This is a genomic window from Methanoregula sp. (assembly GCA_026625165.1).
Lineage (GTDB): Archaea > Halobacteriota > Methanomicrobia > Methanomicrobiales > Methanospirillaceae > MVRE01.
Window position 1 is genome coordinate 2,076,889 of the sequence record CP112999.1, and the last position, 13,259, is coordinate 2,090,147.

General features: G+C 52.2%; 12 protein-coding genes. 5 read left to right on the plus strand and 7 right to left on the minus strand.

All coding sequences use genetic code 11. From position 1 onward, the window contains the following. Positions 1-75: 75 nt before the first annotated feature. The 3 genes from OS112_10910 to OS112_10920 all read right to left on the minus strand — a co-directional run bounded on the left by OS112_10910 (position 76) and on the right by OS112_10920 (position 4,453). Positions 76-555 (minus strand): alpha/beta hydrolase, encoded by a 480-nt coding sequence (locus OS112_10910; GenBank protein WAC04944.1) that lies wholly within the window; start codon positions 553-555, stop codon positions 76-78. 242 nt (positions 556-797) lie between these two features. Further along, positions 798-2,726 (minus strand): type II secretion system F family protein, encoded by a 1,929-nt coding sequence (locus OS112_10915; protein WAC04945.1) that lies wholly within the window; start codon positions 2,724-2,726, stop codon positions 798-800. Beyond that, complete coding sequence (locus tag OS112_10920) at positions 2,723-4,453, minus strand: type II/IV secretion system ATPase subunit (GenBank protein WAC04946.1); 1,731 nt, start codon at positions 4,451-4,453, stop codon at positions 2,723-2,725. Before OS112_10920 ends, OS112_10915 begins: the two co-directional genes overlap by 4 nt. A gap of 212 nt (positions 4,454-4,665) precedes the next feature. Between OS112_10920 and OS112_10925 the strand changes: the two genes are divergently transcribed. After that, positions 4,666-5,493 (plus strand): hypothetical protein, encoded by an 828-nt coding sequence (locus OS112_10925; protein ID WAC04947.1) that lies wholly within the window; start codon positions 4,666-4,668, stop codon positions 5,491-5,493. Next, complete coding sequence (locus OS112_10930) at positions 5,490-6,188, plus strand: KaiC domain-containing protein (GenBank protein WAC04948.1); 699 nt, start codon at positions 5,490-5,492, stop codon at positions 6,186-6,188. Before OS112_10925 ends, OS112_10930 begins: the two co-directional genes overlap by 4 nt. A 47-nt stretch (positions 6,189-6,235) precedes the next feature. Here OS112_10930 and OS112_10935 read toward each other — a convergent pair whose 3' ends face one another. Genes OS112_10935 through lonB form a run of 4 tightly spaced genes read right to left on the minus strand, consistent with a single transcriptional unit; the run spans position 6,236 to position 11,028 of the window. Then, positions 6,236-6,499 carry a pro-sigmaK processing inhibitor BofA family protein gene (locus OS112_10935; protein WAC04949.1) on the minus strand — a complete coding sequence of 88 codons (264 nt, stop codon included), beginning with the start codon at positions 6,497-6,499 and terminating at the stop codon, positions 6,236-6,238. A gap of 2 nt (positions 6,500-6,501) precedes the next feature. Further along, positions 6,502-7,785: a metallopeptidase TldD-related protein gene (locus OS112_10940; protein WAC04950.1), complete on the minus strand. Its 1,284-nt coding sequence runs from the start codon at positions 7,783-7,785 to the stop codon at positions 6,502-6,504. Further along, positions 7,772-9,112, minus strand: coding sequence for a TldD/PmbA family protein (locus OS112_10945; protein ID WAC04951.1), 1,341 nt, complete (start codon positions 9,110-9,112; stop codon positions 7,772-7,774). The genes OS112_10940 and OS112_10945 overlap by 14 nt, the downstream gene beginning before the upstream one ends. Beyond that, on the minus strand, positions 9,109-11,028 hold the full coding sequence (lonB, locus tag OS112_10950) for an ATP-dependent protease LonB (GenBank protein ID WAC04952.1): 1,920 nt from the start codon (positions 11,026-11,028) through the stop codon (positions 9,109-9,111). Before lonB ends, OS112_10945 begins: the two co-directional genes overlap by 4 nt. A gap of 213 nt (positions 11,029-11,241) precedes the next feature. Here lonB and OS112_10955 point away from each other — a divergent pair, with 213 nt between their 5' ends. The 3 genes from OS112_10955 to OS112_10965 are packed head-to-tail and all read left to right on the plus strand — an operon-like array spanning position 11,242 to position 13,201. Next, complete coding sequence (locus OS112_10955; protein WAC04953.1) at positions 11,242-12,087, plus strand: ribose-phosphate diphosphokinase; 846 nt, start codon at positions 11,242-11,244, stop codon at positions 12,085-12,087. 26 nt (positions 12,088-12,113) lie between these two features. Then, positions 12,114-12,569: a nucleotide-binding protein gene (locus OS112_10960; protein WAC04954.1), complete on the plus strand. Its 456-nt coding sequence runs from the start codon at positions 12,114-12,116 to the stop codon at positions 12,567-12,569. Between the two features lie 20 nt (positions 12,570-12,589). Beyond that, positions 12,590-13,201: an orotate phosphoribosyltransferase-like protein gene (locus tag OS112_10965; protein ID WAC04955.1), complete on the plus strand. Its 612-nt coding sequence runs from the start codon at positions 12,590-12,592 to the stop codon at positions 13,199-13,201. The last annotated feature ends 58 nt before the right edge of the window (positions 13,202-13,259 follow it).

Sequence of the window (13,259 nt, forward strand, 5' to 3'; positions counted from 1 at the left end):
TTGGTAAAAAAAACCATATATGTATTGTTATTTTACTCCGTCAAGGGGCACGGTGCGGGGTAAGAAAAATCCGGATTAGTCCCTGATGAATTCAATGCTGGTTTGTGACCGGAAACGCATGATGCCGGCCAAGGGCGGCAGGTCGCTGATACGGACACCTTTGGTTTCCCCCCGTAGCGTTATCCCGGATAATTCCCCGGATGCGCAGATCAGGTGCTGTTCGGGGTGAGTTCCCCGCAGGATGTTACAGGATGTTGTAATGACAGGGCCAACGGAGACAACATACCGGAGCCGGCTGGAGCCAGGGTGGTTGCGTGGCAGGACGATAAGCGGGGTATGGTGACTCCGCACAAGCTCAATAAGCATCACACCAGCTTCCGGATCCCCTCCTTCAGGAGCGGAGACCACAACAAGGTCATCGGGCTCAACCGTCTGGCAATACTCATCAGACTCTGTCTCAATACAAAGGGCAAACCGTGTGTTTGCCTGTGCAACAATTAAAAAAGAGGAATCTGTCCTGACAAGCAGGAATTCGTCATGCGGGAGGACGATCATGCCTCTGCGACGTCTTCTGACTGGCAGCTGGGGCACATGGGCTTTTTGCCTATGCCCTTGAATCGTTCTCCGCATTCCTTACACCGATAATCCTTGCCTGTTACGCGTTCGGGGGGAAGATCGATGTCCACTGGGCCTCCAACTGTGCACACGGTAAAACACCTCACCACAACATCTTCACAAATCTATTTAAGGGTATCTAAATACGGGAATGATTCCGTCCCTTGCCCCTTGCGGTCTATTCAGATGATGAAGTTAAACGTGATGATCGATACGAAGAGAAGAACACACGAATGTTTGACACCGGCAGCAACGGATCCCTCACCCATCTGTCCGGCGATCATGCCCGAAAAGATTGCCTGCATCAGGCATGTATGGAAGAGCAGGCGCCCGAACGTCTGGATCGGGATTGTGCTTATAGCGGAAAAGGATCCTGCACTTGCAAGTTTTCCCAGTGAGACATTGGCAAGGACTGGAAGGAACTGTGTGGTGAGCACGGCAACAACTGCCAGAAAGACAAAAAACGAGAGGTAAATGATTGCCGTGTAGATGAACATCTCCGTGGACCGTTCCCTTCTCAGGACTTCAGTCATTTTCGAATCAGAGGATGCAATTGAGAGCACCTCCCCGATCGATCCACTCATCTCGGATGCCTTCGTGATCAGCGTGACAGTTCGGGCTATGGAGGGGGTCCTGACCCGTTCTTCAAAACGCATCAGCGCCTCGGTAAAGTTTGCCCCCCAGTCCATATCCTGTTTGATCCGCCGTATCTCATAGGAGAGCAGGCCAAGGTTGGTATTGACCATGATCGCTATCGCCTGTGCAATGGTAAGTCCCACCTGGTTGATCCCCGCCATCCGCTCGAGGAAGTCGGGGATAAGCGATTCGATGCCAGTTACCTTCCGTGCCCACACCTCGTAAAAAACCGCATAGGGAATGAGCACGATTAAAAGTGCCAGTACGATATGGTCATCAACCACATCGATAAGAATCTCAATATCGGAATATCGGGGAATGGATATGAGCATCGTCACGACATAAATGAGGGCAATGGGGACGGTAATATAGAACGTGTGGTTGATGTTGCGTACAAAGCTATCGAACGGGTGTTTGAGAAGGTGGGTAAAATTCCTTATCTTGTCATAATGGGCAAGCTGGGCAAAGAGCGACGCCTCCCCCCCGCGCTTCACAATCCGGACATCTGCGTACTCTTCGAGCACCTTGGTCTTCACATACCGCTCACTTTTCTCGGCTTTCACCGAGATCATATCAAGGAGCAAAATGAAGATGAGCGAGCCGATAGGTATGAGGGCATATGTGACCATGGAGAGCTGGACAACGGCACCGCCACCAATCATCCCCATGACAACCATGATGATGATCAAAAAGAGCGGCCCGGCAACAAATATGGTAACATACGATTCTGCAACAATAGAAAGGAAATTTAAGAACTGTTTCTGCTCAAAGCGTGCTTCGTCCTGGTAGAGCCGCACCCTCATCGACATGAACTCGGACATATCCCCGCCGCTCTCTATCACCGACAGGAGGTCTTCAAGAAAATTTTTAAGTTTCTCCGAGGGAGTGGTCTCAGAGAGGTGACGGATTGCGGAGACCATGTCATAGCCAAAGAAATCGGCGTCCCGGACGATCTGCCGGAACTCCAGTGCAACCTCACCGTAAATATTGGAGTTTTCTGAGAGTGAGCGGAAGATGACCATCAGCTGGGCGCCGCCGCGGCGCATCGAATACATATAGGCGACCGCGTTATGCAGCGTGAGGTTGATCCGGATAGACCGGTTCCTCTTCTCAATGTGCGGGAACTTAAGCAGGCTTGCATAGGCAACATAGGTACCTGCTGCAAAACAGATCACGACCGTGAGTACCTGAATGTACTGGCCAAAAGCAGCAGTGTAAAAAAATTCCGGCAGCTGAAGATTGAAAACATTGTACAGACCCACATTGCCGCTTCTGAGAAAAAGGACTATTGAACCTCCGAAGAAAAAACCGAACAGGGCGAGAAGGAGCCCGCAGAGGACTGCGATGTTCACTGACCTCCAGAGGTATTGCTCTACTGTCATGCCCATGCGTGCAGAGATCATATCAACGTGAAGGTTTTGATATCTGACTGAGTCCCTGCGGATCCGATCCCGGAGGTAGTAACGAAGGTTCATTGGGATACCTTGCGGAGGTCAGAAAGGTTGTCGAGAACCCGTTGCCGGTCGATATGGAAAAGGTGGAAGAGCGATGCAACAGTGATATAATCATAGATACCCTGCTTCTGCATCGCATCGAGGATCTGCCGCCGGATCCTGATCTCGGACTCGACCTGATCCCGCGACCACCCGCGCCGTTCGGCGATTTCGGCATAGATCTGGGATCTACCGGTATAGGCGTACCGGTCGTGAACCGGATCATAGACAAAGACATTGTTCACCCTGAGGTTGCCGGTTGATGGATCAAGCCCCGCAATCTCCACGATCTCCTGAGCGCGGCGGACCCGTTCGGTCCCCCGGTAGATGAGCCCCTGGACACTGATGATGTTGAGAGCCTGTACCATATTCCGGGGCACATTCAGCGGTTCTGATTCGAGCCGATGGATGGCGGCATCGACACTCCCCGCATGCATGGTCGAAAAGGTCGTGTGCCCGGTGTTCATCGCCTGAAAGAGCGTCTGGGCTTCCTGCCCTCTCACTTCTCCGACAAGGATGTACTCCGGCCGCTGGCGCATCGCAGCCCGCAGGAGGTCAAACATGTCGATTGCAGAACCTCCCTCCATCAGTGCCGGGCGTGTCACGCTTGCGATCCAGTTCTCATGATAGAGGGTGATCTCACGTGTATCCTCGATACTCACCACCTTTGCCACCGGGGGGATGAACATGGAGACTGCATTAAGGGATGTTGTCTTTCCGGATGCCGTACCCCCAATGAAAAGCAGGCTTTTATTATTCTCGATGGCAAGCCAGAAATAGACCAGCTCGTCGACATTGAATGTCCCGTAGTCCAGAAGTTCAATCGGCGAATAGGGCTCCTCCCGGAATTTACGTATAGTAAAGGAAGTCCCGCGTGTGGTAACCTCGGTGCCCAGCGTCAGGTTAAGTCGCGATCCTTCCGGCAGGGTTGCATCCAGCATCGGAGAGCCGGTCGAAATATGCTTGCCGGATCTCTGGGCAAGGGTGATCGCAAGCGAGTTTAGCACGTCGGACTCAAAGGCAATATTCGTCTTGATGTTCCGGTATTTCCGATGGTAAAGAAAAAGGGGGATATCGTTACCATCACAGGATATGTCCTCCAGCTGAGGGTCCTTCATGAGTGCATCGATGCGTGACCAGCCGATGAAGTTCCGAAGCAGGTAGTACTGGAGCTTAAACAGGGTGACTGGATCAAGGGTGAGCCCGTATTCATTCAACAGGGCGTACATCTTGTCAAACAGGATCTTTTTTCGATCCTTTTGGATCTCGTCAGTCGAGAGAATCAGGACATCCCGGAGATCTTCATGAATTCGTTCAAGGAGCTCGCGTTCGAACTCAGAGAGGGTGGGTTCAAACAACAGGTACTCGTTCTGATTGGTCTTCCGGTTCAGCGTGATGAAGATGAGCGATCGCCCTTTCTCTACCCAGTACTGCTCGAGGAGCTCGTGCCATTCAGGAATATGTGCATCGACAAGGGACCCATGCTTTTCAACATCATATTCTTCGTATTCCTGTTTTTCCCTGCGCTGTAAAAGGGAGGTAAGGGCATCGGGAATTTTAAGGCCGGGTTTTTTTGCAGGAAGGGTATCATCTTCTGTTACCAGTGCGGGGTGAAGATCTGGTTTTGCCTGTACCGGTTCTTCTGTTTCTGGTTTTTTTTGCAATGATTTTGACTTTGACAATTTATTGATGAGATCCTTGACCTGCATATAACCTGCCCCCGCCGCCCTGCTTCTCCGTGATACTATCGAATTACTGTAGGAGAATGATTCTATATAAGTATGTGGTGAACACCTGCCCCAAAAAAGCCCGGTTTTGTCGCAGCGGCATTTCCCTGACAATTTTTATACCGGCAGATATCTTTATCATAAATCGTCAAGAGAGTCAATTGTCAGATATACTGGGAGTGAAACGGGTTTTTATGGCACAGCAAGCCCAACAGAAGATGCCCACCGGCATATCGTCACTGGATCCAATAATTGATGGGGGAGTCCCCATGGGCTCTGTCATTCTCCTGCTTGGTGATATCGGCGGGGGCAATTATGAGTTTGTGTACAGCTCGATAGTCAATACCCTCAACTCGGTGAGTCCGGTGGCTGATACCGGGGCGCACCACACACCCCAGATCAATTACACTACCTTCACACGCACCAGTGATGATGTAAAACAGGAGATAGCCAAATCGTTTCCGATGGAGGACGCTACCAAATTAAAGGAGAAGATCCGGTTTGACGATCTTTCCGAGATCTATTTCGAGAACAGCGTAGTACCTGATGACTGGTATAGCCACGGGGATATCATAACACGGCTCCAGAAACGTGCCGACCATGCGGGTGTCCTTGCCCAACTATCCACGTCATTAAATACTGCCGAACCCAACAGCCTGATTGTCATCGATTCCATCACCGATATCGCCACCCAGTGCACGAGCCCCCATCTCTGGCATAACCTTACCGGGCTCCTGCGGGGGCTCCAGCGGATATCCAAGCAGCGCAACCTGACGGTCTATCTGCTGCTCACCCGGGGGATCCTCAAAGAAGAGGAGGAACGGGAAATTGCTGATATCGTTGATGCAGTCCTGCTCTTCCGGTGGGAGGAATCGAGCGGGGCACGCAGACAGCGGGTGATGTATTTCGAAAAATTCCGCGGGGTGATGACTCATCTTGAGGAGCGGGACCTTGTGAAATTCGCTGTACGAATATCGAAGTCCGGTGGATTTGAAGTTAGCAACATCCGGGTGGTCATATGAGCGATGAGCGGATGAAAGTCGGGATCATCGGGCTGGATGATATGCTGGGCGGCGGGCTCATCCCCGGGAGCATCTGTGCCATTATCGGGACATATGGTACCGGCAAGACGACGTTTGCACTCCAGTTTATCTGGGAGGGATTAAAAAAAGGCGAGCATATCATCTATATCAGCCTTGAGGAGCGGGAGGAACGGATCTTTGAATACATGCTCCAGAAGGGCTGGGATATCAAACCGTTCATGAACAAGTCCCTTTTTGTTCTAAAACTCGACCCCACAGATTTCAACCTCGCCAACAACAGGATCAAGAACGAACTCCCCCGCCTGATCAAGCAGGTGAACGCATATCGTGTTGTCATTGACCCAATCTCGCTGTTTGAGGATCTCTTTGACTCGGATTCGATCCGGCGCCAGGAGATGTTCCGGTTTGTTGAGAGCATGCGGGACCAGAAATGCACCATTATGATGACATCTGAAACCGACAAGGACAACCCTTTTTCCAGCCGTCATGCCCTCATTGAGTACCTTGCTGATACAGTAATCCTGCTCCGGTATGTCAGGCCATCTGACCTCACCGACGTCCATCTTGCCCTTGAAGTCGTGAAGATGCGCATGTCAGCACATTCCCGCGAGATCAAGCCCTACGAGATCCAGCAGGACCAGGTACTCGTGTATTCAGAAGCCAATGTGTTCTAGAGTGCCTGCACTACGTCAATAAAATTTTTTTAGTGTCTGATCTGGTGTCAGACGTTGATCCCCAGAATCGATAACAGGACGAGGATCACGACACCTGGCAGGCCACCCACCACACAGATCAGGAGCGTTGCGAGGCTGTAGCCAAGGTCGGGTTTTCCGATCCAGTTCATGACATGGAAGAAGTTTAGGATAACCAAAAAAATAAGCCCGAGAATTGCGTTTATCAGCAGGACGGAGAGCTTCTTGACAAGATAGTATGCGATGGCGACCACCGCGACAATGACCATTATGGTGATGAGGATTGCACTCATGCTTATTTACCAATGATCCGCTGGGAAATTAATCTTATCGACGGCAATACGAGCGATCCGATCTGGCGCACTTCTTCTGATATCCCGCCGATCTCTGTATGCATTGAAAAGATGTTACCGGCAAGCATCGCACTGCGGATAGGGGCCTGGAACTTGCCATCCTCCATCCGGAACGAGTTTGAAATTTCCACGGAAAAGTCCCCGCTCATCGGGTTTGCCGTGTGGGCCCCTACAACACTATGGACATAGATTACGGGTTCATCCGTAACATCTGTTCTGGGCCCGTCAACAATGAGATTATGGTGCCCGATTCCCGTCCCGCCATGAGCCCCGCTCCGCAGTGCGCTCGCAGTACTCTCTTTTCCGTACCGGTATGCGGTACGAAGGTCGTACGCAAACGAGGCGAGGATACCTTCCCTGACAAAATCAATCCGTCGGGTCGGCATCCCCTCGGCATCCCAGAGCCTGCTCCCCAGCCCCTTTTTCCGGAAAGGGTCGTCATACATGGAGAACTGCGGGTCGATGACAGGTTCTCCAAGCCGGTTGGCAAGGTGTGAGCGCCCTGCATGCACGTTCTTTCCGGAGAGAGCTGGGATAAATGCCGCACCCAGAAGCTCGGCATAGGCAATCGGGGAGAGCAGGACGTCATATTCTCCGGTCTCAATATCGGTCCCCCCAGCAGATTGGGAAGCAAAAAACGCAGCTCTTTCCCCTACGGAATACGGGTCGATATCGTTGAAGCAGGACTGGGCAAACTCAGAGCCTGTGGACTGGCCCTTAATCGCTTCCAGCGAAATTGACACCCCGGTATGCCGGTGCGTATATCGTACCCCGTTGCTATTGGCAACCGTCTCATTCATTGATGAGATCGTTGCTGAACCTGATGTGACATCTGCGGGATGCTCGGCAGCACCATCAAGCATCTGTTCAAGTAATCCATATGCCGTATCGGGGCTGACCGACATTGTGGGATCATAGCAAAATGTCGCATCGGGAAACTCATAGCGCGGGGGGAGTCCGCCCCATTGCTGTGGTGAGGCAAGTTTTCCGCTTGCGATCGCTGCATCGAGGCACTCCTGCCACTGCCCGGGATCCTGGGTCGTTGACGACCCGATCCGCCCCCTATCAATCGTCCGTATGCCGAACCCACATTCATCTGACCGGATCGCAATACTGACGTTTTTACGTTTCAGGTCAGCCGAGATTGCAGTCCCTTCGCCGTAGAAAACCTCAACCTCTTCAACCCGTCGTGACCCCTCTCTCAGGATCTGGTCAATCCATGCCACTGCCACCAACCACCGCGTTATCGAGCAGGACATGCGGTGCCCCGTCGCTTACTGGTACACTCTGTCCACCTTTGCCGCAGTACCCCGGATGCATTGCCCTGTCATCTGCACACAAAAGGATGTCGTGCAGTGTTGAGAGGATATCTCCGGATAGCGATACGTCCCGCACCATCTTTGTGCACTCACCTTTCTCGATCAGGTAGCCATACTCTGCATTGAACTGGAAGACACCACGGCCCGGGTCGACCTGTCCTCCCCGCGAACCCTTTAGCAGGATGCCGTTTTTGCATACCTCCATAATCTCTTCGCGTGTCGAATCCCCGTTCTCGATATAGGTGTTGCTCATCCGGACAAGCGGGGGTTCTGCCCCCAAAGCCCGTGCATGCCCCGCGATGCCGTTTCCTACAGCAGCAAGTGTCTCCCGGCTGTGCAGGAACGCGTTGACCACCCCCTTTTTGATGATTTCAGTACGCCGGACGGCAACACCTTCCGCATCAAACGGCTCAAATCCGAACTCGGGAAGTGACGGGTCATCAACGATAGTCAGCCGGTTATTGCTGATGCTCTCGCCTGTCTTGTGTGCAAGGACGGAATTGCCCTCCTGAACAAGGTCCCCTTCGCTCGCGTGCCCCACAGCTTCGTGGGCGAAAACACCGGCAAGCTCCGGGTCCAGAACCGCACGCATTCTTCCACCCTTTGCGTGCCCGGCACCAAGGAGTGAAACAGCAACTTCTGCTGCATTCCTGCCGAATTCCTGCCGGTGCCGTAAATCAAACCCGCGGATGGAGTGATTCCGCTCATAACCCATCTGCATGGTTCCATTGCGCGATGCAACGGCAAGCACATTGAACCCCGACCGGCAGATCTCATATGAGAATTCGTGCCCGGAGCTGTCTGAGAATGTTACCTGCTCTGACCGTTCGATGTAATTTGCCCGTCGACTGACCACTTCCGAGAGTGCCGCTGCCCGTTCAATCTCCGCGAGAAGTGAGGTCTTTTCCTCAATACTTACCTTTCGGGGGTCTTCCTTCATCACCGGAACCTTAAGGGCTTTTTGGGCTGCATCATGCAGTTTCACATCCTGCCGGGTTATCGCTGCGAGTTTTACGGCGGAGTCAAGCAGTTTGTTGAATTTTTTATTTGGCACTGGTGTAAAATTGTCGATCTGGAGAATGCCCCAGCCACGGGGGCCAAGCACCCGGAGAATTGCGCGGTTGAAAAATGAAGTTCCGGCAGATTCCACATTGCCATTGTCAATGTCAATAAGCGTTGACTGGCCTGTTACATGCCGCAGGTCATAATACCTGATTCCCGTTGGCTCACTCATGCGAGAGTCTGGTTGATGACGGGTGCGTCAACAAGCGCTTCGGTGGAGCGCATCGCCATCTTCTTGAGCTTGGAGAGGAACCCTTCGGTATTCTGCGGGACAAGCGCGTATTTTAAGACGTCATTAATGGTGTCCACCGGAATGACGGTAACCAGCGGGCGGTACCTCTCCTCAATCAGCACATCACCAATATTCATACGGGGGATAAGGATAGTTTTTATTCCCGCTTTTGCGGCTGCTTCGATCTTGAATGTTACTCCTCCAACAGGTAATACATCACCGCGTACAGAAAGTGATCCGGTCATCGCGACATCCTGCCTGACCGGAATCCCATCGATCGCGCTGATAACAGCAGTAGCAATACTGATCGAAGCGGAATCTCCTTCCGCCATATAAGTGCCGATAAACTGGATGTGGACATCCATGTTCTTGATGTCCTTTCCTGTGAACTTCTTAATCAAGGCACTAACATTCTTTATCGATTGCTGAACGATCGACCCTTCATCTGTTAGTGAAGGTTCTTTGCGTTTCTCCATAATGCCGGTGGCAATGATGTGTCCACTTTCTCCCTGTGCCGGGGTGACTTCTGCCATTATAGGAAGTACCGAACCTGAATCGCTTCCCATAACAGCCAGCCCGTTTACCCTGCCAATTCTTGTCCCTTCTACAACGGTGAGCTCATATTCCCGGCTCCTGCGGATATAATCATCCGAAACCTGATCCTCAATGGATCTGGCTGTTTCTTTCGCAGAAATCACATGGTCTGCTGTAGCAAACGGTGCATTTTCCTGCCGTGCGATATCCCCCGCCACACGAATCAGACCGCCTATGTCACGGAGCTTCAGGGTAAGGTGTCCCTTGCGGTTCGATCGCCTGCGTGCTTCACGGATAATCTCATCTATCGCGCTCTTGTCGAAATGAGGGATTTTACCGTCGTTTTTAACTTCCTGAGCAATAAACCGGATATATTTCCGGCGGTTTTCGTCATTGTCCTCCATACTCTCCGACATGTAGACTTCGTATCCATACCCGCGGATACGGGAACGCAGTGCCGGGTGCATTCCCTGGACGGCGTCAAGGTTCCCCGCTGCGATCATGATGAACCGGCAGGGAACCGGTTCTGTCCTCACCATCGCACCGCTCGAACGTTCGCTCTGCCCGGTGATGGGGAACTCTCCCTCCTGAAGCGCCGTTAGTAAACTCTGCTGGGAGTGCTGATCTAACAGGTTTATCTCATCGATGAAAAGCACCCCGCCATGTGCACGGTGGATTGCACCTCCTTCGACCCGGTCGTGTGCGGGAGTCTCGAGCCCCCCGCTCTGGAACGGGTCGTGCCGGACATCGCCAAGGAGCGCCCCCGCATGGGATCCTGTTCCATCAATGAAGGGGGCTGTGCTCGTGTTATCATTAAAGACCAGCAATTTGGGCACCATAGCCTCTTCCCGGGGCGTGCTGTACCGCAGTGCCATAAAAATAAATGCCGCAGCAATGATCCCCATCAGCCACTGGAACGTGATGAATGCATACCCGATGATACCGATGATGAGCAGCATCAGGAGAGTATTGCGGAACTGAATCTTGCGCTTTGCCTCTGCCTTATGGGCAGCGACAATCTGTTTTCCCCGGCCCACAGCCACCGTCCGGATCACCGGGTTGTTGGGGTCGTCAGAGTTGGGGTATACGAGGATATCCTGCAGTTCTTCCTTGGGTAAAAGCTCCGCCATCGCTTTTGCGAGCATGGATTTTCCGGTGCCGGGGCTGCCAATCATCATGACATGCCGCCGCTGGATCGCTGCCTTCCGTATAACCTCAACCGCATGCTCCTGGCCGATCACCTGGTCTATCAGTTTGGCAGGAACTTCGATAAGGGATGAAGCGCCAACGGGAGCCTCAGGCACGGTTTTAAAGTCTGTCACTGCGGGAGACGCTGGAGATTCCATGGTTTAAATTATCCTTTTATGTGGATTGAGCAACCTATAATGTGTATGATATCATTTAAGTAGTTTCAGCTGATGCCAGAGCGTAACATTTAGTTATCGGCGGGACGAATCGTTCATTCATAAGGGAAGTGCGCTGGCAGACCCTGTTACAGGCGACCTGCCGGTTTTAGCGGGTTAAAAAGTGATATCATGAAGATTATTTCCACTGAACCATCTCAGGTCCTCGCAGGCCGGATTGCCGATGCAGCCAAAACCAGCATAATTGATGTGAAGTTTTCTCGGTTTCCTGACGGCGAATTGTACCTGTGCGCCAATGGGCTGGAGGAAGATATGGTTATTGTGGGAAGCGTAGTGGATTCCGATTCGCTTGTCCAGCTGGTGCTTCTCATTGATGCCTGTGAAGGGTTGAATAACCAGCTCGTGATTCCCTATATGGGGTATGCACGGCAGGACAAACGGTTCAAAGCCGGAGAGCCTATAAGTGCCCGTGCAATCTCGCGGGTGCTCAGCCATGGCGTTAACCGTTGTATCACGGTCAATATCCATGATAAACGGGTCCTTTCCTATTTTGACATCCCCGCATCGGACATCTCACTTGCCAACGATATTGGCAGCTACATCAATAGTATGGGTTTCGATGACCCCCTCATCCTCGCCCCTGATGACGGAGCAGCGGCATTCGCAAAGGCGGTCGCTGCATATGGTTCATGGGACCAGGACCACCTCAACAAGACGCGGATTTCTGGTGATGAAGTACGCATAGCGCCAAGAACCCTCTCCGCAGCAGATCGCTCGGTGATCATTGTTGACGACATTATTTCAACCGGAGGCACTATCGCAACTGCCGCTGCAATGCTCCGGGAGCAGGGTGCATGCGATGTCTTTGCCGCCTGCGTCCATGGCGTGCTCACCGGGGGGGCTTTTGCCCGCCTGAAGGCATCTGGAATTCAAGAGGTTGTGTGCAGCGACACCATAGAGCGCGGATGCAGCAGGTTCAGCGCAGCCGATCGTATTGTGGAGGCATTGGCACAATAATTTTTATTCCCGGACTGGATCCCTGTATGAGCGCTGTCCTTGATACATCCCTTTTTTTTATCGAATACCCGGTCTCCGGCGATCTGTATACCACGCCCTCAGTTGTGGAGGAGCTTGTCGACCTGCGCTCGAAATGCCGGTTTGAATCATTGCTCGCTTCCGGATTGAGGGTTGCTACACCTTCAGCAGGAGGGATTGAAGTGGTCAGGAGAGCGGCAAAGAGGACCGGTGACGCAGACAAATTATCCGTTACTGACATAGACATTCTTGCACTTGCGCTTGATCTGGGGGCGCCACTCTTCTCCGATGATTTTGCTGTCCATAATGTTGCGCACGAACTGGGCGTTACGATTGCGCCTGTCCAGCAGCGCAGTGCAAGAAAAAGGGTATGGAAATTCCGGTGCGCCGGGTGTAAACGTTTCTTTCGCGCACCCGGGGAGTGCCCTATCTGCGGCTCACCGATCAAAAGAACCATTAAATAGGAGCCTGAAAATCTCTTCTCATGTCTTCCCTTGATGACCTGATAGGAAGAGCAAAACTCCTGCTCTCGGAAGGTCACAGCCCCGGCCAGATTGCTGATGAACTCTCGCTCTCAATGGAAACGGTTACCTGGCTTCTTACTCAAGTAAAGGGTGCTGCTGCCCCAAAAGACGTCCATATCGACTGGACTGCAGTGAGCAGTTCCGCCCCTCTTCTCGAAGAGACTGCGCTCATGTTGCTAAGGCGCTACTATACTGACAGGGATATTCAATCAGGTACACCCACCCGTGATGCCGGGGTGATCGTAGGGATCGCACTCTCCGGTATCCCACTTGCTACGATAATTGCCGTACAGGAGGATGCAAAGCTTGCCATTTACCATCCGGCAAAGCAGAGCGCAAGCGAGCGCCCCGTCGGTTCGATCTCCGGGAACTTTGCTCCTGTTTCCGGCGAACGCTGCATCATCGTTGATGATACAATCACTTCAGGTACAACAATGAAAGAGGTCGTAAAGTACCTTAAAAAGCATGGCGCAATCCCGGTCGCTATCTGGGTGATCTTTGACAAGCGCGGCATCAGGGATATTGATGGGGTTCCAGTCTATTCGCTTTTCAAAATATCCCGAATTGACTGATCTTTTCTTTTTTACCTCGCCAAGACAGCATAATTTATATAGAAGTTCAATTCCATCT